This is a genomic window from Epilithonimonas mollis (assembly GCF_900142325.1).
In the GTDB taxonomy this organism is placed as follows: Bacteria; Bacteroidota; Bacteroidia; order Flavobacteriales; family Weeksellaceae; genus Epilithonimonas; species Epilithonimonas mollis.
The window spans coordinates 1,560,687-1,586,655 of sequence record NZ_FRAM01000001.1 but is presented as its reverse complement, the minus strand read 5'-3'; the positions used below and the strand labels follow the sequence as shown (position 1 = coordinate 1,586,655).

The following is a 25,969-nucleotide window of genomic DNA, read 5'->3' as shown; positions in this document are numbered from 1 at the left end:
AGGCTTATTCTGAAAATCCTTTCTCCAGACTTTCGAGAGAATCTATGACTTGCCGTATTTTCTGCTGTTGTTTGCGGGTTCTTTTCGGCTTGATGTAAAACCATACAAAAAGAATCCACGCAAAAATCAGGGAATAAGTAAATGCTCCCCATAAAGCCGACATTCTTTGTGTAAATTCAAAAAGATAAAAAGCCAGTCCGAAAAAATTTAGGAGGAAATAGATTGTAAAACCTTTGGTCTGAATATACATTTGTTTCTTCTGCAGAATTTTCATCTGTTTGAGATAGTCCTGATTGCTCAGTGAAGGATTGATACCATTGATAATTTTTACTTTTTGCAGATTCAAAAAAATGAAAAATAATAATGCAGTAACAATCAGCATTATTCCTGATTTTGTGAGAACATGCAAATCCGGAAAACTGACCCAAACCCAAATTATAACACCGCAGGTTGCTAAAAGAGAAGTGATGAGACAAGAGGATATCAGCAATTGATTTTTCCTGTAAGCATTGGCTTTTTTGATGATAAACCGGCTGTCAGGTGTATTGGTTTCTTTCTGTTTCCAGAGATCCTGAAAATTATAATTGGTTTCCATACTTTCTGAATTTTTCGGTTAATTTTTCTTTGATTCTGTGGATTCTTACTCTAACATTGGCAGGCGAAATTCCTACAACTTCCGCAATGTCCGACTGTTTCATTTCTTCAAGTTCGAGGGAAATAATGATTCTCTCCATTTCCGGCAATTCGGAAATGCATTGGTAAAGAAAACCGGTCATTTTATCTTTTTCCAGCTTGTTGTCTTTCTCAGAATTATCCTTGATCTGATAAGGCAGTTCGCTTTTTGGCATTCGTCTTTCGAGATTGATTTGTCTGAGGCAGATATTCGTCGCAATCCTGTAAATCCAGGTTCCGACTGTTGCTTCCTGACGGAACTTTGGCAACTGCTGGAAAACCGCAACAAAGGTTTCCTGACAAAGATCCTTCGCCAGATCATCATCATTCACATAACCCATACAAAGACGAAAGATCTTCTTCCGGTAATCGTGGTAAATGTCTTCGAAGTGTAAGTTCTGCATTGGTCCTTTTTTAGATTTAGAGTATATTCAATCAAAAATGTTACAATTGAAGTGAAGATAAAATCTTTTTATGATTCGTAAAGGATTGATTATAATGAAAATCTCTACTTTTGCCCAATGCTAGAAATTCTTTATTGGGACGACTACCTTATTGCGATTAACAAACCGAGTGGACTTTTGGTTCATAAATCAAAATATGCCGGGCCGGCTGACGAATATGCTGTAGAGAAATTGACGGACCAGATTGGGAAAAAGGTTCATCTCGTTCATCGTTTGGACCGGAAAACTTCGGGTGTTTTGCTTTTTGCGTTGGATAAAGAAACACTCAAATTACTGAGTAATCAGTTTATGAACCGCGAAGTAGAAAAAAAATATCTGGCGATTCTGCGCGGTTGGACAAAGGAAGAAGAAACGATTGATTATGACCTGACCAATGAAAATGAGATCGTTCAAAATGCCGTGACGCACTATAAACGGCTGATGATTTCCGAGATTGATCTGCCATTTCTAAAACATCAGACCTCCCGTTATTCTTTGGTAGAAGCGATCCCGGAAACGGGAAGGTTTCATCAGTTAAGAAAACATTTCAAACATATTTTGCATCCGATTTTAGGTTGCAGAAAACACGGTTGCAATAAGCAGAATAAATTATGGCTGAATAGTTTTAATCTTACTGCAATGCCTTTGCATGCTCATCAGCTTAATTTTAAACATCCCATTACCAATCAAGATATTTCCATAAATGCGGGTCTGAATGTGAATCCTGGTTTTTTGCAAATAGGAAAGATCTTAAGTTTTGATTTTGATAATTATATTTAATTTTTGAAACCATAGAACGAAAAAAGCTTCCCATTTCTGAGAAGCCTTTCTGATCATATTTACTAACTATTACTTTTTGATGATTTTTTTGCTTACAATACTGTTGTCAGCTGTTACTATTCTAAGAATATAAACACCTTTCGGAAGCTGAGAAACGGTCATTTCATTGTTCTTCGTTTCAAGCAGTTTTTTCCCGTCCATGCTGTAAAGTATAACGGACTTCAGATTCTTATCATCAATGTGAATGACGTCAACCACAGGATTCGGATAGACTAAAACTTTTGCCTTTTCCGCAGAGACATTATCTGTTGCCAAGACATCCAGATTCAGATTATATCCCAAAAGTCCAAGGTCTCCGGAAGCGATATAGATAAACGCTTTTTTGTCTGAGAAATCGATAGTTACGGAATTGGTTTCTGAATATAAAAGCTCAGCACGGTCAACCGTTTTCCAGTTGATCCCGTTGTCCACAGAATAATGGATGTTAAAACTGGTATACATAGAAGAGTAAGTTATTGCTATCAGAACACCGTTATTGACATCAGAATAGGATACTTTGTATGCTACAAAGTTAGAAACCTGACTCCATGTTGCACCTTTGTCGCCGGAAACAAATACGCCTTCTGATGTTGCCAAAGCCAATTGATTCAGGTTTTTCGGATTTTGATCAATATCAAAAATAACAGACTCGGATGGGAACGAAGTGTCGATGGAAACCGCCGTCCAGTCGTTTCCGCCATTTGTGGTTTTATAAAGCTCTGAGCCGACAATTATAAAGAATTCATCAGAAATCTTGTTCGGATGCAGGATTTTGTAAACGGCACCCTGAGCCGGAAGTGGTATGTTAGTGACCAGAATGTCGTTCGGATTATTAAAATTGATCTTGTCCAGCTCGCCCTGATCCCAATTGTTGAAGGTTGCAAAAATCTGATTGTTAACCTGAGGATCAGGAATTATATTGGTTAATCCATTTGTAAAAGTTTCAAAAACAGGAGAAAAATCAGCGCCGAAATTATCACTCATTGCCAATGTAGAACCCAAAAATCCGCCTTTGAAAGAATAAACCCTTCCTTCTTTTTTGGAATCGGAAATGTAAGCCGGGCCATTATTATTAGTGAAAATATTAAGCGGCTGGATGTCGAATGCATTTTCAGAATTATCAGCCAGATTTCTATGGACAAAACCATTCTGAACGCTGTAGAAAAGATGTTTCGACATTTCATTTTTGAACAGGTTGACTCTTCCTGTAGAACTGAAAAATGGCGTTTGAACCTGCGTCATCGTTGTTCCGTTATCTGTGGAGAACAACGGTTTATAATTCGCTGTAATAAATAATTCTCCTGCTTTGAACGGGTTGAAACTTGCTTTAATGCCGTAATAGTAACTATCAAGATTATCATAAGGATATTCCACATTTTGCCAGGTTGCGCCACCGTCTTTTGTGGAAACAATCTCATCTTCCTCCAAAACAATAATGTGGTTATTATCCAGAGGGTTATATTTAATATCAATAATGTTGTTAAGGATTCCGTTGCTTCCCCAAGTGATATTTTTGTCTTCCCAAGTATTTCCGGCATCTGTGGAATGATGAAGCTTTTCCGGACTCATTCCAAAGCTGATTCCTGTTCCTGCATAGATTTCATTAGGATTATTCGGGTTGAATTCCAGCGTTGCGAGGACACTTCCTTCTAGCTTTGTCGTGAAAGTATCTCCCCCGTCGCTGGAGATCATCAATCCGCCAGAAAACCCTTCGCTGCCGTTTCCGTTGGCAATGTAGATTTTGTTTTTATCAGCCGGGTTAAAGGCTACATAGCTTGTGATAATATTATGATTGTCTTCTACAGAATAATAGACTTCTTTCCAGTTTTGTCCGCCGTCATTAGTGGTGTAAACGCGGTTGGCAGTTCCGAATCCGTAAGGAAACTGTGAGCTCACAATTAGATTGTCTTTATCATCACCGAAGAAATTATAAGCCGAAACATATGCGCCTTCAGAATAATTAGGCATTGTGAAAGTCTTAGTAATAGTTTTGGTGCTAATATCAAAAATATGCAATTCACCAATTCCTCCTTTTGTAGTAGAAAAAGACAAAAAAGTACCATCCTTGCTGATATTAAGCTTGGTATTATTACTGATATTACCAAATTCAGGAGGTAAAGAATAAAATATTTCCCAAGATGCTCCATTGTTGTGAGAAACCACAATGTGATTGACGATTGTCGTGGCATAAATGGTATTTTGCTCCGTGGTGCTGTAAGTAACCTCGAAAATTCTCCCGAATTCATTTTTTCCCAAAACCTGAAGCTGGGCATCGATATTATTGGTGAAAAGCGCAAATATAAGACCCGCTAAAAAAGTAAATTTTTTCATATATCTAATTTTATCAAACAAATGTTATGATTAATATTAGCAACACAAAAAATTAATGTAGAAATAGTAGGACGCTGAATTAGAAAAAACGTGACATTTCTGTTAAATACTTGTAATATAATTATATAAGTCTAAGTTTTCGGCGAGTGACATTTTCTTTTCGATGCGTTCCTTTCGCTTGCGGCAAGCTTCTGGAGTGATGTTAAAAATGACAGAAATTTCCTTTATGGAAAGGTTCATATACACATAAGACAGAAACCGTATATCGTTTGAATTAAGGTCCGGATGAAGTTGCTTCAATTTGGAAAGAAAACCTTTATTGACTTCTTCAAAATGAACCAGGAAGCCCTCTTCCTCATGGGTCTGTTTCTGTAGAATTTTGAATTGCTGGATGATATTGCTGACATCCACTTTTTTGAGATCATCTGATTCCCGCGACAACGTTTTGATGAGGTCATCAATCAGTTCAATCTTTGTGGAAAGCTGTAGAGCTTTGGTTGTCAGTTTCCTGTTCTTGGCCTCGATTTCATTTTTGAATTTCTCCTGCTCCAAAAGTACCAGAACTTCTTTTTCTTTTAATTGATTTTCAAGGATTTCCTTATTCTTTTTTTCTTTTTCGAGTTCGAGCTTGGCGATTTCCGCATTGCTTTGCTCAATGATTTTTTGCTGTTTGTTTTTAACAATACTGTTTCTCAACGCCCAGAAAATTATCAGAACAATAAAAACCGCAAGCAAAGTTCCTTTGATGAAAAAAGAACGCTGCGAGGATAATTTTCCCTGACTTTCCGCCAGATCTTTCTGAGAATTCTGAAGCTCAAATTTGATTTTACTGTTCTCGAAAAGCTGCCCGTTTTTGATTCTGTTCACAGAATCTTTTACCGTCATTATCGAATCTTTATAAGAAACGGCACGATCGATATTATTTGTTTTTTTGTAAAGCGTGCTGAATCGCTCGAAAATATTTTCCTTAAAATCAAAATTCAGGTTGTTTTTTTCTGCCAGTTCGAGATAATGAAAAGACTTAGGCAAATCGTTTCTATGTTCGGCAATCACGGAAAGATTATAAAAAATCTGCGTTTTGTACTCGGCATATTCCACACCATTCAGTTTCGGAAGTAGCTCATTGGCCATTTTTTCTGCAGCATCATATTGTTTCAGATTCACCAGCGTTTCCATATAGGTCGATTTTGCCAGCAAATAGTAGGGGGAATTTGCGGTGAGTCTCAGCGCTTCATCAATATAATTTTTGGCTGTTTTATAATCGCCTTTTTCATTATAGACAATAGTCAGATTAATAGCGTATAAACCTTTGGAAGTGTTATTGTTAACTTTTCCTGCTAGTTCATAGGCTTTGGAGAAATAATCTTTGGCCTTGTCGATTTTATTATCCCGGGAATAGAGAATGGCAATGTTGTTGAGAACAGTCATTTCTGATTTTTCATCGAGATGAGCAACCGCAATTTTGTAGGCATCCAGATAATTATTGAGCGCCTCACCGTAATCCAGCATCATATAGTAATTGGCGCCGATGTTGTTGACAGCCAGGAACTCCTCCCTATACCAACGGTTATCCTGCGCAATTTTTTTGGTTTTGCTAAGGATCTGGAGAGATTTGGCAAATTCCTTCTTATTCATCGCTTCCACTGCTTTGATGACCATTTTTTCGCAGTCTTTTGGCGTCATCGCAAAAGTCTGGAAAGGCAGAAAAAAGAGAAAAAATATATAAATTAAACTTCTGTAAAAAGCAATTGAAATCATTTATAGCTTGAGATAAAATCTAAGTAAAGATATAAAGATTTTAATTTATTTTTCTGAATTCTGAAAATGCGTCATATAGTGAACAAAGGCACAGGAATTATAACAGTAATAAACAGTTTAAAGCACAAGAAATTCGAAGATTTTAAATACTTTGTGCCTTAAAAATATTAGATATCAAAATTAATCTTTGTGGCATTGTGTTTAACACTTCATAAAAGTGATTTTTTAAACCAATTATCCTAACAAAAACGTAAATTTGTAAAACTTTTCTCCGATGTACAAAAGCCTTATTCGTCCGCTTCTTTTCAAATTCGACCCAGAAGAAGTTCATCATTTTACATTTTCTTTATTGAAGAATTTTGGATTTCTAGCCAAATTACTTTTGCCAAAACCAATTACAGATAAACGTCTGGAACGTGAAGTTTTTGGATTAAAATTTAAAAATCCGGTTGGATTGGCTGCGGGTTTTGATAAAGATGCAAAACTCTTCAACGAGTTGTCTGACCTTGGATTCGGTTTCATAGAAATCGGAACTTTGACACCGAAACCTCAGCCAGGAAATGAAAAAAAACGCTTGTTCCGATTGAAAGAAGACTCTGCAATCATCAACAGAATGGGTTTCAATAACGGTGGCGTTGATGAAGCAATTAAAAGATTAAAGAAGAACAAAAACGTTCTCATCGGCGGAAACATCGGAAAGAATAAAGTGACGCCAAATGAAGAAGCAGTTAACGATTACAAAATCTGTTTCGAGAAATTATTTCCTTATGTAGATTATTTCGTGGTTAATGTCAGTTCGCCAAACACACCAAATCTCCGTGAACTCCAGGAGAAAAAACCTTTGACCGAATTATTATCAACGCTTCAAAATCTCAACCTTGAAAAGCCAAAACAAAAGCCGATTCTTCTGAAAATTGCACCAGATTTGACGGATGAGCAACTTTTGGATATTATTGATATTGTTAAAGACACTCAAATCGCTGGCGTGATTGCAACCAACACAACTTTATCCAGAGAAAATTTAACTTCAGAAAATAAATCTGAAATGGGCGGATTGTCCGGAAAACCTTTAACAAAACGTTCGACAGAAGTCATAAGATTTTTATCGGAAAAAAGTGGCAAAGCATTCCCGATTATTGGTGTTGGCGGAATTCATTCGGCGCAAGATGCTTTGGAAAAGCTGGAAGCTGGCGCGAGTCTTGTTCAGCTTTACACAGGATTTATTTATGAAGGGCCGGAATTGATTAATGAAATCAACAAAGCGATTCTAAAACAAAAGATTTAATATTTGAAGAGAAATAAAGTCTTCGACTCCGCTCAGACTGACATTTCTTAAAGAAAGTTTACTATGTCACGTTGAGCGGAGTCGAAGCGTTTGAAATTAAATTATAAAATTACTTATGGAACTCATCACACTTAAGATTTTCAATACAGAAATCGAAGCAGAAATGCTCAAAATTTTCTTGGAAACGAATGGAATAGAAACCTTTATTTTCGGAAATATTTTAGCCAACACTTACAATTTGTTCAACAATACGAGTGGCGGTGTTCAGCTGAAAGTTGCTGAAAATGATTTCGAAAAAGCGAATGAACTGATGACTGAGTTTTACAGTAAAGACAGTCAATAAAGACGAAACCTCGCCAAATCTGACGAGGTTTTTTGATTCATATTTTAAAGTTTTAAAACTTAAAATCTACACCCACGTAGAAATTCTGTTTCATAATCGGTGCATAGACCATTCCGCCGTCAAAATAATTTCCAAATGGATTTGCTGCATCAAGAATCGCAACTTTTTGCTGATAACCAGTCAAGTTCTCTCCGCCCAAATAAACTCTGATTTTCTCCGAGAAGTTTCTGGAAATCTGAGCATTCAAAGTCGTATAACTTGGTGAATAATCTCCAATCTGGAATTCTGCCGGATTCGATTTGGTGTTCGGGAGTCTTTGTTTTCCAACTAAATTTAAAGTGGTGTCAAAACTCCAAAATCTGCCTCTTTCAGTTTTATTGGTTGAATAAGCCAGGTTCGCAAATCCACGATGTTTAGCCATAAAAGGCACTTTTTTCAATCCGCTCAAATAATCCAAAGCTACATCATAATATTTGTAGGCAATTCTGAATTCCAGATTTTTCACAGGCTGGAAATCCCATTGCGTTTGGAAACTATTGGCAAACGATTTTCCTTCAAGATTGTAGAACAAAATTTTCTGAGCAGATTCATCCAAATCCGTCACCACCTGATTCTGGAAATCCGTCCTGAAAAAATCAGCCAAAATAGTCGATTGTCGCCCAAACAATTTGAATTCCTGCTGAAGACTAATGCCATAATTCCACGCAATTTCTGGCTTCAAACCATAGATTTCACCACCATTATTGATGATTTGGATTTGACGATTCGATGCAAAATAAGACTGACTTTCTGCAAAGATATTAGCAGTTCGGAAACCTCTTCCAGCCGAAACTCGGAAAATGGTTTTCGGAGTCAAATCATATTTGAAATTCATTCTCGGCGTAAACTGCGTTCCCGCAAGATTGTGAAAATCAACACGAGCACCTGTTACCAAAGTGAATTTTTCGCCCGTCAAAGTATATTCTGCAAACAATCCTGGAACAGTTTCGGTTCTTTTGTAGTCTTCGATTCCACTGAAACTGACATCTTGAATGTAGTTTTCATCGTACTTATCATAAAGGAAACTCGCTCCAACTTTATATTTGTTGTTCGTATTTCCGATGATACTTTCGAAAATCAAATTAGAATAATAAGACGTTTCTTTCCCAAAATAATTCCTCAATCCAAAAAAGCTATCTTGCTGATGATAAGTTAATTGATTCATCCAGCCCAAACTTTGATAAGGTTTCCCTTTGAAAACATAACCTGTTTTGTTCCAAACCTGAAATCTCGAAATATCAATCCCAACACCATAAAGCGATTGGTCCTTTTGTGGAATTCTTTTATTGAATCCGATTTGTCCAGCCGTTCGTTCGTCTTTCAGATAATTAATTCCGAAATGTGAAGCAAAACCAGAGTTCTCCAAATCATTGTAATTCAATAAATAAGCTACGTTTAACTGGCTTCCTTTCGGTCTGTCAAGAAAACCGTCATCGTTCATGTCCGTATCGCCAAAAGTTCCGTTTCCGTGGAGCAAAACACTTTGACTCCATTTGTCGGAAACTGGAGAAGTATGAGTAACATTTGCTTCAACACGACCATTGTTATCAGAAAACAAATTGATTTCCGTTTCCGATTTTTTATTGTCAGCATGCGTTTTCAAAAGTTCTGTATTGATTTGTCCCGTGATACTTTCGTAACCGTTAAGAACCGTACTTCCACCTTTGGTCAACTGGATTCCGCCAATCCATTTTCCAGGAATGAAATTCAATCCATAAGGCGCAGCCAATCCACGGATTTCCGGCAGTTGTTCTTTTGTCAGAAGTGTATATTTCTGGTCTAATCCTAGCATTTTTAACTGCTTGGTTCCAGTCACTGCATTGCTGAAAGAAACATCTACTGTTGCATTGGTCTCAAAACTTTCGGAAAGGTTGCAGCAAGCCGCTTTCAACAGTTCTTTGGAACTGATATTGAAAATCAAACCAGCTTCTTTTTTGCTGATTGCTGTTGCTTCTTTTTCTCTCGTCAGTTTTACACCTTGGATTTGTTTCTCATCAGAATCTGAGTCGTGGTCAGTATTTTCATTTGACGCTTTATAATCAGAACCTCTTGTGTACAAACAACACGCAGGCAGATTTTTATAAGCATCTTCAGGCGCTTTATATTTCTCATTGTCGTGGCCAACTTCTGCAATTTGTTTCAGGATATCATCACATTTGACTTTCGATTCGTCAAGCGTCATCGTCAACGTTTGATTATCGGCGGTCCAGTTGGCGGTCTGTGCTCCGGCTTTCAAGGCTGCTTTTTCTATTCTGGCTTTGCACATATTGCAATTTCCTTTTACCAAAAACTGTTCTGTAACGGTTTGTGCAAAAGAAAATATGGAACAAACGAGCAGCACAGAAAACATAAGTTTTCTACTTAAATAATTCATCGTCAAAAATTTAAATTAATTACTTAAGCTCGCAGACTTGTTTTGTATCTGCATTTTTCGCCATTTTTTTGCTGTTGTCAGGACGGTCGTACTGGCAGCAAGCATCCAAATCTTCATAGACTTTGTCAGAAGCACGGAACATTTCATTATCGTGACCAACTTCCGCAACACTTTTCAGGATCGATTTTTTATCCGTTTTGGAAGCGTCATAGCTCACAGTCAGTACTTTTTTGCTCATACTCCAGTCAGCTGACTTTACGTTTTTGTCAGATTTAGCAGCCATTTCGATGCGATCTTTGCACATGCCGCAGTTGCCTTCTACTTTCGCTTTGAAGGATTTGGTTTGAGCAGAAAAATTGGAGAATAGAAATATGGAAAGGAATAAAAATCCTGATTTTATGATTGTATTCATTTTGATTAATTTTAATTGGTTTGAATTAAGATTTTTTTAAATAAATCTTTGGATTTTAATTCTCGCAGATTTTACGGATTTAACAGATAAATTTTCAGATAAATTTGTAATATTTACTAAATCAGCGAGAGATTACTAATTAAAATTAACCAAGTTTAGGCGGTTGCCAGATATTGAAAGACCTTGCTGAGGGTGATTGTGAATAATAAGAAAACGGATTGCTGATTGTGAAAAACGGTGTCTTCAGTTTGTTGTCTAAATTATTCAGAACAACGGAGAAAACAAATCCCGAACTGCAGGTTTTGCAAGTGGTGCAATTGTCTTTGCAGTCTTTTTCTTTTTTGGAATCGTGATGACAGGAATCTGATTTTTTCTCGCCCTTTTTGCAACAGTCAGAACTGTCTTTCTGAACTTCGCAACAAGAACTCTGAGCAACCTGAGCATTAAAATTCTGCTTTGGAAATACAAAAATTCCCAAACAGAAAATCATTAATATCAATTGCAGTTTTCTCAACATGGCTTTGCAAAATTATGAAATTTATACCAACCACAAAAGCCACAAAATTTTTTCACAAGACACAACGATTATTCAGGTAAAATTTTGTGTCTAGAAATTTAATACGTTAGGAATATTAATTGCATTCTACAAGAAAACAAATCTATGAACAGCACGATTTCTAAAATCAAAGGCATTTTCAATCTTCTGAAACATATTGATATGGACCAGATCTCCAAAATTTCTCAAAAAGTTGACATTCCAAAGCTGATGGATCAATTTTCAAAGCTGGACGAAAATCAAATCAAAGGTTTAACAAAAATGCTGGATTCCTCCGGAAAGAAAAAAGAATTGCCACCCATCAACGGTGACTTTTATGAATTGCATTTGAAACTGACGGATGAACAAAGAGCAATTCAGCTGAAGGTTAGAGAATTTATGGAGAAAGAAGCAAAACCTTTGGTCAACAGATATTGGCTGACAGACGATTTCCCGCACGAACTCATTCCAAAATTTAAAAAATTAAATCTCTGTGGCGTAACTTACGAAGGTTACGGCTGCCCTAATTTGCCTTTCCTGATGGAAGGTGTTATTGCGATGGAAATTGCCAGGGTAGACGCTTCTTTGGCAACATTTTTCGGCGTTCAGTCAGGATTGTCAATGGGTTCGATTTATATGTGCGGCTCAGAGGAACAAAAACAAAAATACCTTCCCGGAATGCAACAATTCGATTTGATCGGTGCATTTGGATTGACAGAACCGGAAGTTGGTTCCGGCGCAGCTGGCGGATTAACGACAACCTGCAAAAAAGTAGAAGGCGGCTGGATTCTGAACGGACAGAAAAAATGGATTGGAAACGCCACTTTTGCGGATGTGATTATTATTTGGGCAAGGGATGATGATGACAATCAGGTTAAAGGCTTCATTGTTGAGAAAGATACACCAGGATTTGAAGTCGAAAAAATCAAAGGAAAAATGGCGCTAAGAATTGTGCAGAACGGACTCGTCACAATGAAAGATTGCTTCGTTGCCGATTCTCAGAAAATGGAACACGCCAACAGTTTCAAAGACACCGCAAAAGTTCTTCAGATGACAAGAGCTGGCGTTGCGTGGATGGCGACAGGCTGCGCAAGAGGTGCTTACGAGAGCGCTTTGGATTACACCAGAAAACGCAGGCAATTCGGAAAACCGATTGCTTCGTTTCAATTAGTGCAGGGACATTTGGTGGAAATGTTGTCGAATTTAACCGCGATGCAAACCTTGGTTTTTCGACTTTCGGAGATGCAGGATACTGGTATTTTGAAAGACGAACATGCATCTTTGGCAAAAGTTTTTTGCAGTCTCAGAACCAGAGATGTCGTTGCACAGGCAAGAGAAGTAATGGGCGGAAACGGAATTCTCCTGGAACACGATGTTGCCCGCTTTGTTGCCGATGCAGAAGCGATTTATTCATACGAAGGCACAAAAGAAATCAATTCGCTGATTGTCGGCCGTTCAATTACAGGAATGAGTGCGTTTGTTTAACTATCTTATGATAATGGAATCCAACATTGGATTTAGTAAATTTACACAGATGAGAAGCTTGCGTTTCATCTGACCTTTAAAACAATAGAAATAACAAATGAAAAAATTAATTTTTTTAATGATAATGACTTTATTTTTGCAACAGTGCGCGCAGAAAAAAGTCGACTTAACCAAACAACCCACACAACAAACTAAAATGGAAGATAACACACACGCCAACAATCCGTACTACTCAAGAACCGACAGAACAAAACTTCATGTTTCCAATGAAGAATGGAAAAAAATCCTTTCGCCGGAAGTTTATGCCATTGCAAGAGAAGCTAATACAGAATATCCCTTCACTGGGAAATATAATGAGTTTGATGAATTGGGCGAATATTACTGTGCTGTTTGCGGCAACCATTTATTCCGTTCTGATTCCAAATTTGCGAGCACTTGTGGCTGGCCAAGCTTCTTCGAAGCGGACAAAGAAGGCGTGATTTACAAACGCGATTCTTCTCACGGTATGGAGAGGACAGAAGTTCTTTGCAAACGCTGCGATTCGCATTTAGGTCACGTATTCAATGATGGGCCGCCACCGACAGGCACTAGATATTGCATGAATTCGGCGAGTCTGGATTTTGTGGCAGACAGCAAAAAATAGTCTAAAATCAATCCCGGAAATTATTCGGGATTTTTCTTTGATATCACTTAAATTTGCAGTAATTAATCTACAGTAAAATTGAAAACAATATTCATTACCGGCGCCACTTCCGGAATTGGAAAAGCGACTGCTATTCTACTTGCACAACAAAAGAACAAATTGATTATCTGTGGGAGAAATCAGAATGTTTTAGACGAACTAAAAGCTCAATTATCTCAACAAACCGAAATTTTTAGTTTAAACTTCGATGTCCGGAATTCTGATGAAGTTTTCTCTGCTATTAATTCACTTCCCGAAGATTGGAAAAACATTGATGTTTTGATTAATAACGCTGGAAATGCTCACGGATTAGACCCTATTTCCGATGGAGACATAAACGATTGGAATGCAATGTTAGACGGCAATGTAAAAGGTTTGCTTTATGTTTCTCAACCGATTATTAAACTGATGAAAGAAAAACAAAATGGACAAATCATCAATATCAGTTCTGTTGCTTCTAGACAAACTTATGCCAATGGCGTGGTTTATTGTGCTTCCAAAAAAGCAGTCGATGTGATTTCTGAAGGCATGAGAATCGAATTGACAGAATTCGGAATCCGTGTGACGAATATCCAGCCGGGCGCTGTGAAAACTGATTTTTCTAAAGTAAGATTCAAGGGTGACAGTGAGAGAGCGGCGACCGTTTATGCCGGCTATGAACCATTACTTCCGGAAGATATTGCTGACACTATTGCTTATTGCATCAATGCTCCGGAACGCGTTTCGATTGCAGAAATTGCGATTTATCCAAAAGCACAAGCAGAACCAAGAACGATTTATCGCAAGTCATAATTCTGTATTTGACAAATATTTGAAATATTTTTGAATTTATGATAATAATCAATCCGGAATCGTTCGGGATTTTTTAATTTTAATGCATGATTTTATAAAGTCAATATTTTTAATATTACACAAATGAAAATGCTTCAAGTGTTTTTGATGTTTTGTTTCGTCCTCGGATTGTCACAACATTCAAGAACAGAAAAAAATCTATTGTTTCAGGTTTCAAAATTAGATTCGCTGATGGAAGAGAATGATTCTAAAATTCTGGATTTATTTTCTGACGATGTTTCGTTTGGCCATTCAAACGGATGGGTTCAGAATTATGCAGATTTCAAAAAAGATTTCGAATCCGGAAAAGTGAAATATGAATCCGTAAAGCAAACTGAATTAAAAGAATTTAAAACAAAAAATAAATTTGCAATTATCCGAAGAATTATTGCAGTGAAAGGATTTTATAACAAAGAAATCTTTGACATGAAACTCTCGGTTCTAGAATTCTGGATCCGGCAAAAAGGAAAATGGAAACTGTGGAGCCGACAAGCGGTGAGCTCAAAAATTTAATTTTAAAAACTAAAATATGGAACGCTTTTTTCTCACATCAAAACAATGGAAAGTTTTCCTGCTGTTTTTTGTCACTTTTCTGCTAGTCATTGGACTTTTTTATCTCGTCTTAACGTATTCCCAAGACACAATTTTTACAGGATTTGCAATGGCGATAGCATGTTCAGGCTCATTAAGCCTTTTATTGAGCTGGTATTATTTTCTCAATCACGGTATGAACAGCAAAATCCAGAATAAAAAGCTGAAGTCATCGTCTAACGGCATTTGGTTCTTTATGATTTTTCCTGTGTTGTATATGTTTTTGGCCTTTCTTATTTTCCCGACTGGGTTTTTGATTACGACAACAGAGCATCTGTTTAATATCTGGTGGATCATTTTGATTTTTCCGATCCATTTATTTGCCGTTTTTAGTTTTTTCTATGTGGTTTATATCACGGCAAGGTCTATTAAAATCGCAGAATCACAGGAAGATGTAACATTTGTGGATTTTGCGGGAGAATTTTTTCTTCTCTGGTTTTTCCCGGTCGGAATATGGTTTTTGCAACCGAAAATCAACAGGATTATTGGAAATTAAACCTTTAAACGGATCTAAATTTCTGAAAGGATTTTTAATTCTTAACTTTGACGAATGAAAATCCTGCACATAGAAACATCATCAAAAAATTGTTCGGTTGCCATATCTGAAGACGACAAATTATTATGTCTTTGCGAAGAAGTTTCTGATAATTATAAGCAATCAGAAAGTCTGCATACATTTGTAGAATGGGCTTTGGAAGGTGCCAAACTTTCTTTAAAAGACCTGGATGCGGTTTCTCTGGGTAAAGGTCCGGGTTCTTATACCGGCCTCAGAATTGGTGCCGCTTCCGCAAAAGGCTTTTGTTATGGATTGAATTTGCCCTTGATTGCCATCAATTCTTTGGATTCTATGGTTGAAGGATTTGTAAACCAGGGTTATGAACTGATTATTCCTTTGATTGATGCCAGACGAATGGAAGTCTATACCGCATTTTTCGATGGAAAAAGTGGTGAAATGATTTCTGAAACCCAAGCCAAAATCCTTGATGAAAATTCTTTTTCCGAATTAGCGGATAAAAAAATGCTTTTCATTGGTGATGGCACAAAAAAAGCTCAGGAAATTCTGAATCTTCCGAATGCTGATTTTAAATCGGATATTTATCCGTCAGCAAAAGGATTGATTAAGAAATCTGTTAAAAAATTTAATAAAAAAGATTTTGAAAATGTGGCTTACTTTGAACCTTTTTATTTGAAAGATTTTCAGGGAATTAAGAAGGCTGAGCGCAAAAAAAAATCCTGAATAAATCAGGATTTATATTTTTACTTTTTAGAAATTTTATAAAGTTTTCCACTATCAGTTATGCCGTATAGATTGCCGTCCATTCCGTTCAGAACATCTCGGAATCTTTCTTTCTGGTCAAGCAACAGGCGTTCTTCGCCAACTACTTTATTGTCTTTAATCACAATTCTGTTGATATGTTCGCCGCTCAGGCAGCCTATGAAAAGATTATTTTTCCATTCATCTATGTTGCCTGTGTAGAATGTCACACCGCTGGGCGAAACTACAGGATCCCAATAATATACAGGCTGTTCGGTTCCTGCTTTTTGCGTAGTCCCGTTATTAATCTTTTCCCCGGAGTATTCGATGCCGTAAGTCACGTCGCCCCAGCCATAGTTTTTACCCGGCATGATAAGGTTGATCTCGTCACCACCTCTTGGACCCATCTCGATGTCCCAAAGCTGGCCTTTCTCATCCAGAGCCATTCCCTGCGGATTTCGGATTCCGTATGCATATATCTCAGGCTTGTAACCGCTTTTTCCTATGAAAGGATTACCTTCAGCCGGTTTTCCATCTTTTGTAATTTTTAGTATTTTTCCGAGAAAATTATCTGTTTTCTGTGCATATATCCTTGTCTGTTTATCAGAACGTTCGCCGGTACTAACGAAAAGATTTCCATTTTTATCAAATTCCAGGCGACTGCCATAATGTTTATCACCATCATAAGTCGGTGTTGCACGGAAAATCACTTTCACATCAGAAATTTTCTTCATGTCAGTTGAGAGTTTCCCTTTCCCCACAGCTGTATGATTACCATTTTCATAAGGCTCGGAAAAACTGAAATAGATGATGTTATTGGTTATAAAATCAGGATCAAGTGCTACATCCAACATCCCGCCTTGTCCTTTAGCATCAACTTTTGGGAAGCCGTCGATTTTAGAAATCTGTTTTCCGTCTGCAGAAACGATATTCATAAACCCGGATTTTTCTGTTATCAGGAAGCTTCCGTCAGGCAGGTTGATAATTCCCCAGGGCTTTCCTAGTGATGTGTTCAGGATTTCTACATTATAAGGTGTGGTAGTTTTTACTGGTGTAATTCTTGTCTGTCCTGCAAAAGCCGGTTTGTAGTCTGTATTTGGTTTTTCTTCTTTTGCGGTCGGTTCGCTGGGCTTTCCTTTACTTTGGCAAGAATATAAAGCAGCCATCAGAGAAAATAATGCTGAGAGGTAATAAGATTTTAACATAACTTTTATTTTCTTTTTTGTAATGGAAAAATAATGCCAGTAAAATCTGAAAGAACAATAATTAACTAACAATCATAAATTTATTTATTTCGTATTTTTGTTAGATGCAATTCAAACTTCAATCAGAATATCAACCAACCGGAGATCAGCCGCAGGCCATAGAAAAATTAGTGGAGGGAATCAATATCGGGGAAAAATACCAGACGCTTCTCGGTGTAACTGGTTCCGGAAAGACCTTTACCGTTGCCAATGTTGTCCAGCAGGTTCAGAAACCGACTTTGGTGCTTGCTCATAACAAAACGTTGGCAGCTCAGCTTTTTATGGAATTCAAGGAGTTTTTTCCGGATAATGCAGTGGAATATTTTGTGAGCTATTACGACTATTATCAACCCGAGGCTTTTATTGCTTCTACCAATACTTATATAGAGAAAGATCTGAGCATCAATGAAGAAGTTGAAAAATTAAGATTATCAGCTACTGCAAGCTTGCTTTCCGGAAGACGTGATGTTCTGATTGTGGCTTCGGTTTCCTGTATCTATGGTATCGGAAACCCGACCGAATTTCATAAGTCATTGATTACGATTGAGAAAAATGAAAAATTATCCAGGACAAGACTGCTTCATTCATTAGTGAGTGCACTATATTCCAGAGCGCTGAATGATTTTCAGAGAGGTACTTTTCGTGTTAAAGGAGATGTGATTGATATATATCCGGCTTATGCTGATACTGCAATCAGAATCCAGTTTTTTGGTGATGAGATCGAGAAGATACAGAGCTTTGATCCGGTTTCAGGTAATGTTATTTCTAATTTCGAGTCCATCAATATTTATCCTGCTAATCTTTTTGTAACGACGCCAGAAACAATGCAGAGTGCGATACGTCAGATTCAGGATGATCTGGTAAAGCAGGTCGATTTCTTCCGCGAAATTGAGAAGCCTCTGGAAGCCAAGCGACTGGAAGAACGTACAGAGTTGGATCTGGAAATGATAAGAGAATTGGGATATTGTTCAGGGATTGAAAATTATTCCCGTTATATGGACGGACGTTTACCTGGTTCCAGACCGTTCTGTCTGCTGGATTACTTTCCAAAAGATTTCCTGATGGTTATCGATGAAAGTCACGTTACTATTCCTCAGGTTCATGCGATGTATGGTGGCGACAGAAGCAGGAAAGAGGTTTTGGTAGAACACGGATTCCGTTTGCCGGCAGCGATGGATAACAGACCGCTGAAGTTCAATGAGTTTGAAGATATGCAGAATCAGGTGATCTACGTTTCTGCAACACCTGCAGATTACGAACTGGAAAAAACCGGAGGAACTTACATAGAGCAGATTATCCGTCCGACAGGGCTTTTGGATCCTATTATCGAAGTGCGTCCTACGATGAACCAGATTGATGATCTGATAGAAGAGATCCATAAAAGAGTAGAGCTGGATGAAAGGGTTCTGGTAACAACATTAACCAAAAAAATGGCTGAAGAACTGACGAAGTATTTCACAAAAGTCGGAATCCGGACACGGTATATCCATTCTGATGTTGAGACTTTGGAAAGAATCCAGATCATGCAGGATTTGAGATTGGGACTGTTTGATGTTTTGGTGGGAGTTAATCTTTTAAGAGAAGGATTGGACTTGCCGGAGGTATCGTTGGTTGCGATTCTGGATGCGGATAAAGAAGGAATGCTCCGTTCGCGCAGGTCGATGATACAAACTGTCGGCAGAGCTGCCAGAAACCTTAACGGCAGAGCAATAATGTATGCTGATAAAATGACAAAATCGATGCAGAACACTATTGATGAAACCAATTACCGCCGTGAAAAGCAAATGCGATATAACGAAGAACACGGTAAAGTTCCTCAAGCATTGAACAAAAAAATCAGTGAAAACCTGGTCGGCAGAAGCAAAGATTTCCCGGATGAAAAATATACGCATAAGGAACTGTTGATGGAAGTCGCAGAGACCAAAGCCAACTACGGAAGCGAAGATATCGAAAAAATCATCGTTCAAAAACAAAAAGAAATGGAAGCTGCTGCGAAAAACCTTGATTTCATAAAAGCGGCCAAACTTCGGGATGAGATTGCTGCGCTGAAGGGATAGATTACTTCAGAAAATATTTATAAAATTTCAGATTTTTTTTTAATCTGAGTTTTAACTGTCGTTTATCCATAGCAGAAAAAATTGATTTGTAGCAAAAATCGAAAGTGTTATCAGAAAGAACAGCATATTCCTGGCTTACAATTTTGATGATATCCAAGTCATCGGTTAAACGGGAAAAATTGTTCAAACGTTTTGAAATCTCGATTTCATCATGAAAATTCATCCTGTTGAGATCAACAAGATAAAAATTATAAATCCCTTTTTCATTTTTAATAAGAAAATTTCCCGGAGCATTGTCAATGAATTCTATACCATTCTCATGGAGATCATAAATCAACGATGTATAATTCCTGATGATGTGTTCCCTGTCCGGAAAGTGAGAATCAGAAAACACCTCTTTTAGAGTAAAGCAATTTTCAAGCTGTTCGCTGATGTAGAAGCTGGACGTTAAACCCCAGAAATCATGAAATTCAACATAAGCCATGGGATTTGGCGTGTGAAAGCGATTTTCTAACAGGATATTAGCATACTCAAAAGAACGTCTGGCTTTAGATTTTCTGTAAAATTTATAGACATGACGATTGATGAAGTTATGCTGTTTAAAGGATTTGAAATTAAATTTTCTTCCATCGATTTCGACAAACTTAACAATATTCCTAGCATCGGAACCAATTAAAGTACCACTATTTCTGAAGTTTTCAATAATCGATAAAACCTCATTTTTGTATTGTGAAAACGCTTCGGAAAATAATAAATTCATAATCTCTGCTTATAAACTTAGAGACGTTTTAATAAGCTCGATTACTTTATTGTTATCAAAATTATTAGTATTTATCGAAAAACTGTTACGGTTGTAAGGTTTATAAATCTTTTCATCAGTTATAGAAAAAAGACCTACAGTTGGCGTTCCGGAAGCGCTTGCTAAATGCATCACACCATTATCTGCCGCGATGAAAACAGCTGTATTTGCTAGAAAACCACCCATTTTGCGAATGTCCTTGCTATAGAAAGTGGGAATTTTAAAGTTCAGTTTTGAGATGTTTTCTACAGGCAGGAGTTCGATGATATTATAATCCGGAAAAGTGGCTTCAAGCTTTTCATAGAAATCGTTCCACCATGACTCGGAATAGCATTTGTCGCCTGTTGCATTTGTAAAAAGACAAATGGTTTTTTTTTCATTTTTCACCAGTTCGGATAGTTTTTGCTTCCCGTTTTCTATTTCATTCTGATCCAATTTCAGGTCAAGAAAAGGAATGTCTTTGTTTTCATTCTTTATACCAAAATCAGACAGGTAGCTTCTGAGATTATAAATTGTGTTTTTTGCAATGTGATGATAATCATCGTATTCTGATTCAAGGGCTACCACATCTTCTCCGAAAAATTTGTAATCGGACTTGGTAAAAAGCACTGATAATCTTCCTGATGATGAACCCTGAGTGGCATTGATTACCAGATCGTAATTATTCCACCGCAGAGAAAACCAGCCTTTTATATATTTTAAAATATTACTGAAAGGTCTTTTCGGAAGCTGGATGATTTTGTCAATGTTTTTATAATTTTTGTAAATAGCAGGTGTTACACCACCTTTCACAAACAAATCGATTTTACTGTTCGGAAAGATATTTTCAATTTCCTGAACCAAAGGTGTCAACAAAAGAAGATTTCCAAGCCTGTGATTAGGTCTGGAAATCAGCACTCTTTTGATATTGATATCTTTGTTGGATTGCCCTTTTTGCTGTGATTTGCCAATATTTTTGGTAAGGCTTTTCATCAAAGCCCTTCTTATAGCATTTATTTTTTTTTTCATAAGGATAATCGTTGCGGTGCGAAAGATTTATCGTCTGAGCGGTTTTAATAAATCTGTCAGACCGTTCAGCTTTATTTCGTAGATTGTGGACAGCTGCATCCCTAATTTTCCTTTTGGAAATCCACCGTTTCTCATAAACCATTCGAGGTAGGAAATTGGCAGATCCATAAGAATTGTATTCTGATACTTACCAAACGGCATTTTTACTTCGCAGATTTCTTTCAGTATTTGAGGGTTAAATCCTTCCATTAGACAATTAAAGTGGTTGGGTCATCAAGCTCATCATCCTGATTTGGTATTTTCAACGGAGGCGGAGTATCGTCTTCAGAAAATTCGTCTCTGTAAACCTGAATTAATAAAACGGTGATCGACATCAGAATAGGACCAAAAATCAATCCCATAAATCCAAAAATATTCATCCCCATGATAATGCCGAAAACTGTAATGAGAGGATGGATGTCTTCCAATCGTTTCAGTAATGTAAATCTCAGTAAATTATCCGTTAACCCGACGATTACAAGCCCGTAAACAAGGATCCCAATTCCTGGTCCGGTTTGTCCTTCAGCTATCATAAAAATCGCTACAGGAACATAGATAATGGCAGCACCAACCACAGGAAGCATAGACGCAAGCGAGGTTAATGCAAATAAAAGCATCGGACTTGGTGCACCGAAGATCCAATAACCAATCAGCGCAACCACGCCCTGACCCAGTGCCACAACAGGAATCCCGATAGCGTTCGCTAACACCAGCTTGTTAAATTTGGTGCCAAGCAGTTGGGTGTTGGTTCTTTTGAAAGGCATTGCCCTCGCCACCACTTTTTCAAAAACCCTTCCTTTAACGAACATAAAATACAAGATAAAATACATCGAAGTGATAACTGTGAATGTATTAAAAGTTGTACTTAATGCCTTGGTAGAAAAATTTCCCGCAAAGTTGGAAACTTTCGTAATATTTTCTTTGCTTAAAATATCAAAACCGACTTTCTGATAGATAAACTGATGGATCTTCTCAAGAAAAACATTGAATTTTTGCATATAAATCTGCGCATTATCCAGCTTTGAAACAAGCTGGTCAATAATGAAATAAACAGGCAGAATTAAAATAATTAGTGATGCCAGCATCAGTAATGTTGCCGCTAACCAGGGTTTCCAATTCTTTTCTTCTATAAGGTAGAAATTATATTTTCTGCAGATGATGTAAAGCGTCACTGCTCCTAAAACTGCAGGAATGAACAATGCCAGATTCCAGCAAATCAATCCGACCAATACAGTGATCAGAAGAATCAAAGCGATCTGTTTAATAACGATAGAGTCAATTTGTTTACCGGAATCTGACATAGTTTATTGGGTTTTAATTATCCTAATTGTCTTGGCGCTCCGCAAAAAGCACAGTAAGCAGAATACATTGCTATATATGCAAAAGGAATTGTTAGATAAATTCCTACACAACATAATATGATTCCAGAAATACTGATGAGGCCAGCCAAAATCCCAGTAAGCAAAATCGTGCCATAATTTTCCTGAACTATTGCAAAAGATTTTTTTATGGCATCAAAAGCACTTGCTTTTTCAAACAAAAGAATCGGGTATCCCAAAAAGAAAAAAGGCATCACAAATATAGCAGGCAACACACACATTATTAATAAAATAAAGAATGCAATCTGCGTGATCAAAGCGTAAATAATAATATTGATAAAATTTTGTCTGTAAGCAAAAAACACATCGGAAACAGTAATTGCCTGCTTGAAATTTGATTTATTTGCAATATAAATAAGACTCACGAAAATTGGAGACAATAAAAGTGAAACCAGAAAATTTGCGCCACTGTAAGCCGTGAATCCAGGTGCACTGATAAAATCTTTATAGCCCACACTTTGTCCAGCTGAGGTTCTTTCTTTGATTTGTTCAACAAAAACTTGAGAATCGAAACCTGTAAGTAGTTGAATAACAAAGCTTAATAAAAAATAGATTACTACTGCTAAAAGGCAGTATAAAAAGGTGTTTTTAAAAATCTCGAAAGCATGAGAAATGATACTTCCCGTTTCTCTACTTGGGGAATTGGCTGGTGAGTCAAATTCATTAAAATTTTCCATTGAATTAATTTTTGTAGTTGTTACTCAAAACTACATAAAATTTTTCTGAAATGGATAAACCGAAAAATAATTATTCCTGAAAATCAGCTACCAAATGTTTGTAAAGAACATAAATCACAGCATTCCAAAAAGGAAAGGTTACAAAAATCCCGAAAAAGAACATTACCAGTCCGCTGTAAGAAATGATGATCGAAGCCAGTGTTGCCAAAAGCAATAGTAAAACATTGTTTCTGAAAACGGAAACGCTGATCCTGAACGACAGAAAGAAATTGTAATTTTTGAAAAAAACCAGAGACGGAATCATCAGCAACATCGGAATCCAAAGGATTGTAAAAAATAATAAATAATTATTGATAATATTCCAAAACAAAGCATAGATCGCAAACAAAAAGAAATAATGCCCGCGAAATCCTGCAAAGAGGTCAGACATCTGTGGCAGATCGCCAAGATCCAGTTTTCTGTAAATCTTCAGAAAACCTATGTTTAAAGGAAAAAGCACCGATTTTATAACGATCACCACCATTGCAAAATACTGGGCGTTCTCAGTCTGCATCAGTTCTTCGTACTTATTCAGAAAGACTTTTGTATCAGAGTAAAAAAGGTTCTGAAATTTCTGAATCTCTTCAAAAAGGCCGTAATAACGAAATGCATACATAGAAAAAAACATAAATATGCTGAAATAAAGTACCGTGAACAGCAGCTGAAAAGGCAGTGTTCTTATCCAATATTGATAAGCTTCTGTCAGTATTTTTCCAATTTCCGGTTTTTGCGTCGTCATTTATCAAACTTTTTTGCAAAAGTAAAGGATTGAATTTGATAAACCACATTTTAAGTCTTTATCTTTTTATCAATCATCTTTTCTCTTATTTTTGTTTTTATGTTTCAGAACCCACAGTTTCAGAAAATGGACGAATTATCAGAAAGAAAAGAACCATTTTTTTTTCTGGTTAATTTTTTGATGAATGACGTCAGGATTTTCACTCATAATGACATTGAGAATAAAGCTTTGTTAATTGATTTTCACAATGTTAGAAACGTGAATTATCAGCACAAAGCAATTCCTGATTTTGAATGGAAATCATTCCCACAAACATTAGAAAATTACAAAAAAGGATTCGGATTGGTTAAGGAAAATCTCAGGAAAGGGAATTCTTATTTGACTAACTATACGACAACAACTGAAATCCAAACCAATCTCAGCTTGGAAGATATTTTTCGGTTTTCAAAGGCAAAATACAAGGTTCTGGTTCCGGATGAGTTTGTGTTTTTCTCGCCGGAAACATTTGTAGAAATCGTTGACAACAAGATTTTTACACATCCAATGAAAGGAACAATTGATGCGGAAATAGAAGATGCAGAAAAGATTCTGAAAAATGACCCGAAAGAAAAGGCGGAACATTATACGGTTGTGGATTTATTGAGAAATGATTTGAGTATGGTTGCTGACAGTGTACAGGTTAAAGAATTCCAGAGAATAGATTATATCAAAACCAAGCAGAAAAATCTATTGGCTATGAGTTCTGAAATAGAAGGCGAGATTAAACCCGAATTCAAGAATAAGATTGGAACCATTCTTCAGAAATTGTTGCCTGCAGGTTCTATTCTTGGCGCTCCAAAACCGAAAACTTTGGAAATCATTCTCGCAGCGGAACAATTTGACAGAGGGTTTTATACCGGAATTGCTGGTTTTTTCGATGGCAAAAATCTGGATTCCTGTGTGATGATACGTTTTATTGAAAAAGAGAATGATAAACTCTTCTTCAAAAGCGGCGGTGGAATTACCCATCAAAGTGACCTTGTTAGTGAATACGAAGAAATGAAAAACAAAATTTATGTCCCGATTTATTGAAAGTATAAAGGTGGAAGACCAGAGAATTTTCCTGAAAGAACTTCATCAGAGAAGAATGAACGACACATTCTCGAATTTCGGACAAGTTTGTAAAATCGATATTCATAGTTTATTTCTCAATCTGGAGCACGAAGAAGATGGACTTTACAAATTCCGGATTGAATATGACTTGGAGAATAATTTCAGAACACAAATTATTCCTTACGCCATTTCAGAATTATATGATTTTGAATTGGTTATTGATGATGAAATCGACTATAGCTTTAAGTCTGCTGAAAGAACTCATTTGCAGAATTTGAAAGATAAAAGCCACGCTGATGAAGTCATTATTGTGAAAAATAATCGAATTACAGATACTTCATATTCCAATCTTTTGTTCCTGAAAGATAAGATTTGGTTCACGCCAAAAAATTATCTTCTGAATGGCGTGATGAGACAGAATCTTCTTCAATCTAAGGAAATCAAAGAAACAGAAATCACTTTAGATAATATCAAAGAATTCTCACATTTTCAGCTCATCAATGCGCTGAATGATTTCGATGATATGTTCATTTACCCCATTGAAAAAATTATTAATCTACCGAAAGAGGAATCTGATTTGGAATTTTAATTCAGAATTAATTGCATTTGTGCAAGAAATCGATTTTTCACAGATGATTCCAATTTGTTGTATGTTTGGAAACCAAACTTGCTGTAAAATTTTTCTGCATTTGGGTCAGCGTCTAAAATAATTTTTTCAATATTGAGATTTTTAGCTTTATCAATAAAATCAGTCATCAACAGTTTCCCAATTCCTGAACCAATATATTCCGGCAAAATAAATAGAAAATCAAGCTTCAAAATATTATTTTCAAGTTTTAGAAAAGAATAATAACCAATAATTTTTCCATCAGAAATCAATTTAAAAACGTTATTTTTAATGATGTAATCCGGAGTTATTGTGAGATCTTCTTTCCATTTATCGAGTAATTCTTTGTCGTAACCCCAAAAGGCTTTTCCCAAATAAGTAATCTTACTTAGAATGATGTGGTCATCTATTTGAGCCTTTTCGATTTGCATAAT

The 25,969-nt window shown here is 36.7% G+C and carries 27 protein-coding genes; 12 read left to right on the top strand and 15 right to left on the bottom strand.

Annotation, left to right across the window (positions count from 1 at the left end):
• Window positions 1-4: 4 nt before the first annotated feature.
• Entirely contained in the window at window positions 5-595 is a 591-nt protein-coding gene (locus BUA97_RS07170; protein WP_072997114.1) for a hypothetical protein, read from the bottom strand.
• A complete protein-coding gene (locus BUA97_RS07165; protein WP_072997113.1) occupies window positions 579-1,076 on the bottom strand; it encodes an RNA polymerase sigma factor in 498 nt (165 codons plus the stop codon). Before BUA97_RS07165 ends, BUA97_RS07170 begins: the two co-directional genes overlap by 17 nt.
• 117 nt (window positions 1,077-1,193) lie before the next feature.
• Between BUA97_RS07165 and BUA97_RS07160 the strand changes: the two genes are divergently transcribed.
• Window positions 1,194-1,895, top strand: coding sequence for a pseudouridine synthase (locus BUA97_RS07160; RefSeq protein ID WP_072997112.1), 702 nt, complete (start codon window positions 1,194-1,196; stop codon window positions 1,893-1,895).
• Between the two features lie 69 nt (window positions 1,896-1,964).
• Here the strand turns inward: BUA97_RS07160 and BUA97_RS07155 are convergent, their stop codons facing one another.
• Both BUA97_RS07155 and BUA97_RS07150 read right to left on the bottom strand, forming a co-directional pair.
• On the bottom strand, window positions 1,965-4,265 hold the full coding sequence (locus BUA97_RS07155) for a T9SS type A sorting domain-containing protein (protein WP_072997111.1): 2,301 nt from the start codon (window positions 4,263-4,265) through the stop codon (window positions 1,965-1,967).
• Window positions 4,266-4,367: 102 nt separating this feature from the next.
• A complete protein-coding gene (locus BUA97_RS07150; protein ID WP_072997110.1) occupies window positions 4,368-6,023 on the bottom strand; it encodes a tetratricopeptide repeat protein in 1,656 nt (551 codons plus the stop codon).
• 274 nt (window positions 6,024-6,297) lie between these two features.
• On the opposite strand from BUA97_RS07150, the gene BUA97_RS07145 reads away from it, so the two are divergent.
• Window positions 6,298-7,308 (top strand): quinone-dependent dihydroorotate dehydrogenase, encoded by a 1,011-nt coding sequence (locus BUA97_RS07145; protein ID WP_072997109.1) that lies wholly within the window; start codon window positions 6,298-6,300, stop codon window positions 7,306-7,308.
• A gap of 115 nt (window positions 7,309-7,423) precedes the next feature.
• Window positions 7,424-7,651, top strand: a complete 228-nt coding sequence (locus BUA97_RS07140; RefSeq protein WP_072997108.1) for a putative signal transducing protein — start codon at window positions 7,424-7,426, stop codon at window positions 7,649-7,651.
• 52 nt (window positions 7,652-7,703) lie between these two features.
• Here BUA97_RS07140 and BUA97_RS07135 read toward each other — a convergent pair whose 3' ends face one another.
• The 3 genes from BUA97_RS07135 to BUA97_RS16985 all read right to left on the bottom strand — a co-directional run bounded on the left by BUA97_RS07135 (window position 7,704) and on the right by BUA97_RS16985 (window position 10,920).
• A complete protein-coding gene (locus BUA97_RS07135; RefSeq protein WP_245795842.1) occupies window positions 7,704-10,040 on the bottom strand; it encodes a TonB-dependent receptor domain-containing protein in 2,337 nt (778 codons plus the stop codon).
• Between the two features lie 43 nt (window positions 10,041-10,083).
• A complete protein-coding gene (locus BUA97_RS07130) occupies window positions 10,084-10,476 on the bottom strand; it encodes a heavy-metal-associated domain-containing protein (protein WP_072997106.1) in 393 nt (130 codons plus the stop codon).
• A gap of 264 nt (window positions 10,477-10,740) precedes the next feature.
• Window positions 10,741-10,920: a hypothetical protein gene (locus tag BUA97_RS16985; protein ID WP_139258252.1), complete on the bottom strand. Its 180-nt coding sequence runs from the start codon at window positions 10,918-10,920 to the stop codon at window positions 10,741-10,743.
• A 274-nt stretch (window positions 10,921-11,194) separates the two neighbouring features.
• On the opposite strand from BUA97_RS16985, the gene BUA97_RS07120 reads away from it, so the two are divergent.
• The 6 genes from BUA97_RS07120 to tsaB all read left to right on the top strand — a co-directional run bounded on the left by BUA97_RS07120 (window position 11,195) and on the right by tsaB (window position 15,837).
• Window positions 11,195-12,496: an acyl-CoA dehydrogenase family protein gene (locus BUA97_RS07120; protein WP_394332922.1), complete on the top strand. Its 1,302-nt coding sequence runs from the start codon at window positions 11,195-11,197 to the stop codon at window positions 12,494-12,496.
• A gap of 97 nt (window positions 12,497-12,593) precedes the next feature.
• Window positions 12,594-13,139, top strand: coding sequence for a peptide-methionine (R)-S-oxide reductase MsrB (msrB, locus tag BUA97_RS07115; RefSeq protein ID WP_072997103.1), 546 nt, complete (start codon window positions 12,594-12,596; stop codon window positions 13,137-13,139).
• 78 nt (window positions 13,140-13,217) lie between these two features.
• Complete coding sequence (locus BUA97_RS07110; RefSeq protein WP_072997102.1) at window positions 13,218-13,970, top strand: SDR family NAD(P)-dependent oxidoreductase; 753 nt, start codon at window positions 13,218-13,220, stop codon at window positions 13,968-13,970.
• A gap of 123 nt (window positions 13,971-14,093) precedes the next feature.
• Window positions 14,094-14,522, top strand: a complete 429-nt coding sequence (locus BUA97_RS07105; RefSeq protein WP_072997101.1) for a nuclear transport factor 2 family protein — start codon at window positions 14,094-14,096, stop codon at window positions 14,520-14,522.
• Window positions 14,523-14,538: 16 nt separating this feature from the next.
• Entirely contained in the window at window positions 14,539-15,096 is a 558-nt protein-coding gene (locus BUA97_RS07100) for a hypothetical protein (RefSeq protein WP_072997100.1), read from the top strand.
• A 54-nt stretch (window positions 15,097-15,150) separates the two neighbouring features.
• On the top strand, window positions 15,151-15,837 hold the full coding sequence (tsaB, locus tag BUA97_RS07095; RefSeq protein WP_072997099.1) for a tRNA (adenosine(37)-N6)-threonylcarbamoyltransferase complex dimerization subunit type 1 TsaB: 687 nt from the start codon (window positions 15,151-15,153) through the stop codon (window positions 15,835-15,837).
• Between the two features lie 20 nt (window positions 15,838-15,857).
• Here tsaB and BUA97_RS07090 read toward each other — a convergent pair whose 3' ends face one another.
• Window positions 15,858-17,060 (bottom strand): PQQ-dependent sugar dehydrogenase, encoded by a 1,203-nt coding sequence (locus BUA97_RS07090; RefSeq protein ID WP_072997098.1) that lies wholly within the window; start codon window positions 17,058-17,060, stop codon window positions 15,858-15,860.
• 104 nt (window positions 17,061-17,164) lie between these two features.
• Between BUA97_RS07090 and uvrB the strand changes: the two genes are divergently transcribed.
• Window positions 17,165-19,156, top strand: a complete 1,992-nt coding sequence (gene uvrB, locus BUA97_RS07085; RefSeq protein WP_072997097.1) for an excinuclease ABC subunit UvrB — start codon at window positions 17,165-17,167, stop codon at window positions 19,154-19,156.
• A gap of 1 nt (window position 19,157) precedes the next feature.
• On the opposite strand, the gene BUA97_RS07080 is transcribed toward uvrB, so the two are convergent.
• The 6 genes from BUA97_RS07080 to BUA97_RS07055 form a co-directional block, all read right to left on the bottom strand.
• Window positions 19,158-19,916: a lipopolysaccharide kinase InaA family protein gene (locus BUA97_RS07080; protein WP_072997096.1), complete on the bottom strand. Its 759-nt coding sequence runs from the start codon at window positions 19,914-19,916 to the stop codon at window positions 19,158-19,160.
• Between the two features lie 9 nt (window positions 19,917-19,925).
• A complete protein-coding gene (locus BUA97_RS07075) occupies window positions 19,926-20,963 on the bottom strand; it encodes a glycosyltransferase family 9 protein (protein WP_245795823.1) in 1,038 nt (345 codons plus the stop codon).
• Window positions 20,964-20,990: 27 nt separating this feature from the next.
• Window positions 20,991-21,212, bottom strand: coding sequence for a DUF3820 family protein (locus tag BUA97_RS07070; RefSeq protein WP_072997094.1), 222 nt, complete (start codon window positions 21,210-21,212; stop codon window positions 20,991-20,993).
• Complete coding sequence (locus tag BUA97_RS07065; protein ID WP_072997093.1) at window positions 21,212-22,303, bottom strand: AI-2E family transporter; 1,092 nt, start codon at window positions 22,301-22,303, stop codon at window positions 21,212-21,214. Before BUA97_RS07065 ends, BUA97_RS07070 begins: the two co-directional genes overlap by 1 nt.
• A gap of 17 nt (window positions 22,304-22,320) precedes the next feature.
• Entirely contained in the window at window positions 22,321-23,058 is a 738-nt protein-coding gene (locus tag BUA97_RS07060) for a beta-carotene 15,15'-monooxygenase (protein ID WP_072997092.1), read from the bottom strand.
• 70 nt (window positions 23,059-23,128) lie between these two features.
• Entirely contained in the window at window positions 23,129-23,836 is a 708-nt protein-coding gene (locus BUA97_RS07055) for a hypothetical protein (RefSeq protein WP_072997091.1), read from the bottom strand.
• A gap of 126 nt (window positions 23,837-23,962) precedes the next feature.
• Between BUA97_RS07055 and BUA97_RS07050 the strand changes: the two genes are divergently transcribed.
• Together BUA97_RS07050 and BUA97_RS07045 are read left to right on the top strand one after the other, a co-directional pair.
• Window positions 23,963-24,907 carry an aminodeoxychorismate synthase component I gene (locus BUA97_RS07050; protein ID WP_084081283.1) on the top strand — a complete coding sequence of 315 codons (945 nt, stop codon included), beginning with the start codon at window positions 23,963-23,965 and terminating at the stop codon, window positions 24,905-24,907.
• Complete coding sequence (locus BUA97_RS07045) at window positions 24,891-25,517, top strand: aminotransferase class IV (RefSeq protein ID WP_072997089.1); 627 nt, start codon at window positions 24,891-24,893, stop codon at window positions 25,515-25,517. The genes BUA97_RS07050 and BUA97_RS07045 overlap by 17 nt, the downstream gene beginning before the upstream one ends.
• Here the strand turns inward: BUA97_RS07045 and BUA97_RS07040 are convergent.
• Window positions 25,514-25,966, bottom strand: a complete 453-nt coding sequence (locus tag BUA97_RS07040; protein ID WP_072997088.1) for a GNAT family N-acetyltransferase — start codon at window positions 25,964-25,966, stop codon at window positions 25,514-25,516. The genes BUA97_RS07045 and BUA97_RS07040 overlap by 4 nt on opposite strands.
• Between the last annotated feature and the right edge of the window lie 3 nt (window positions 25,967-25,969).

What these genes read in the sequence shown, in the direction of transcription:
- BUA97_RS07170 (WP_072997114.1), bottom strand. Translation starts at nt 595, where the DNA reads ATGGAAACCAATTATAATTTTCAGGATCTCTGGAAACAGAAAGAAACC.
- BUA97_RS07165 (WP_072997113.1), bottom strand. Translation starts at nt 1,076, where the DNA reads ATGCAGAACTTACACTTCGAAGACATTTACCACGATTACCGGAAGAAG.
- BUA97_RS07160 (WP_072997112.1), top strand. Translation starts at nt 1,194, where the DNA reads ATGCTAGAAATTCTTTATTGGGACGACTACCTTATTGCGATTAACAAA.
- BUA97_RS07155 (WP_072997111.1), bottom strand. Translation starts at nt 4,265, where the DNA reads ATGAAAAAATTTACTTTTTTAGCGGGTCTTATATTTGCGCTTTTCACC.
- BUA97_RS07150 (WP_072997110.1), bottom strand. Translation starts at nt 6,023, where the DNA reads ATGATTTCAATTGCTTTTTACAGAAGTTTAATTTATATATTTTTTCTC.
- BUA97_RS07145 (WP_072997109.1), top strand. Translation starts at nt 6,298, where the DNA reads ATGTACAAAAGCCTTATTCGTCCGCTTCTTTTCAAATTCGACCCAGAA.
- BUA97_RS07140 (WP_072997108.1), top strand. Translation starts at nt 7,424, where the DNA reads ATGGAACTCATCACACTTAAGATTTTCAATACAGAAATCGAAGCAGAA.
- BUA97_RS07135 (WP_245795842.1), bottom strand. Translation starts at nt 10,040, where the DNA reads ATGTTTTCTGTGCTGCTCGTTTGTTCCATATTTTCTTTTGCACAAACC.
- BUA97_RS07130 (WP_072997106.1), bottom strand. Translation starts at nt 10,476, where the DNA reads ATGAATACAATCATAAAATCAGGATTTTTATTCCTTTCCATATTTCTA.
- BUA97_RS16985 (WP_139258252.1), bottom strand. Translation starts at nt 10,920, where the DNA reads ATGCTCAGGTTGCTCAGAGTTCTTGTTGCGAAGTTCAGAAAGACAGTT.
- BUA97_RS07120 (WP_394332922.1), top strand. Translation starts at nt 11,195, where the DNA reads ATGGACCAGATCTCCAAAATTTCTCAAAAAGTTGACATTCCAAAGCTG.
- msrB (WP_072997103.1), top strand. Translation starts at nt 12,594, where the DNA reads ATGAAAAAATTAATTTTTTTAATGATAATGACTTTATTTTTGCAACAG.
- BUA97_RS07105 (WP_072997101.1), top strand. Translation starts at nt 14,094, where the DNA reads ATGAAAATGCTTCAAGTGTTTTTGATGTTTTGTTTCGTCCTCGGATTG.
- BUA97_RS07100 (WP_072997100.1), top strand. Translation starts at nt 14,539, where the DNA reads ATGGAACGCTTTTTTCTCACATCAAAACAATGGAAAGTTTTCCTGCTG.
- tsaB (WP_072997099.1), top strand. Translation starts at nt 15,151, where the DNA reads ATGAAAATCCTGCACATAGAAACATCATCAAAAAATTGTTCGGTTGCC.
- BUA97_RS07090 (WP_072997098.1), bottom strand. Translation starts at nt 17,060, where the DNA reads ATGTTAAAATCTTATTACCTCTCAGCATTATTTTCTCTGATGGCTGCT.
- uvrB (WP_072997097.1), top strand. Translation starts at nt 17,165, where the DNA reads ATGCAATTCAAACTTCAATCAGAATATCAACCAACCGGAGATCAGCCG.
- BUA97_RS07080 (WP_072997096.1), bottom strand. Translation starts at nt 19,916, where the DNA reads ATGAATTTATTATTTTCCGAAGCGTTTTCACAATACAAAAATGAGGTT.
- BUA97_RS07075 (WP_245795823.1), bottom strand. Translation starts at nt 20,963, where the DNA reads ATGAAAAAAAAAATAAATGCTATAAGAAGGGCTTTGATGAAAAGCCTT.
- BUA97_RS07070 (WP_072997094.1), bottom strand. Translation starts at nt 21,212, where the DNA reads ATGGAAGGATTTAACCCTCAAATACTGAAAGAAATCTGCGAAGTAAAA.
- BUA97_RS07065 (WP_072997093.1), bottom strand. Translation starts at nt 22,303, where the DNA reads ATGTCAGATTCCGGTAAACAAATTGACTCTATCGTTATTAAACAGATC.
- BUA97_RS07060 (WP_072997092.1), bottom strand. Translation starts at nt 23,058, where the DNA reads ATGGAAAATTTTAATGAATTTGACTCACCAGCCAATTCCCCAAGTAGA.
- BUA97_RS07055 (WP_072997091.1), bottom strand. Translation starts at nt 23,836, where the DNA reads ATGACGACGCAAAAACCGGAAATTGGAAAAATACTGACAGAAGCTTAT.
- BUA97_RS07050 (WP_084081283.1), top strand. Translation starts at nt 23,963, where the DNA reads ATGGACGAATTATCAGAAAGAAAAGAACCATTTTTTTTTCTGGTTAAT.
- BUA97_RS07045 (WP_072997089.1), top strand. Translation starts at nt 24,891, where the DNA reads ATGTCCCGATTTATTGAAAGTATAAAGGTGGAAGACCAGAGAATTTTC.
- BUA97_RS07040 (WP_072997088.1), bottom strand. Translation starts at nt 25,966, where the DNA reads ATGCAAATCGAAAAGGCTCAAATAGATGACCACATCATTCTAAGTAAG.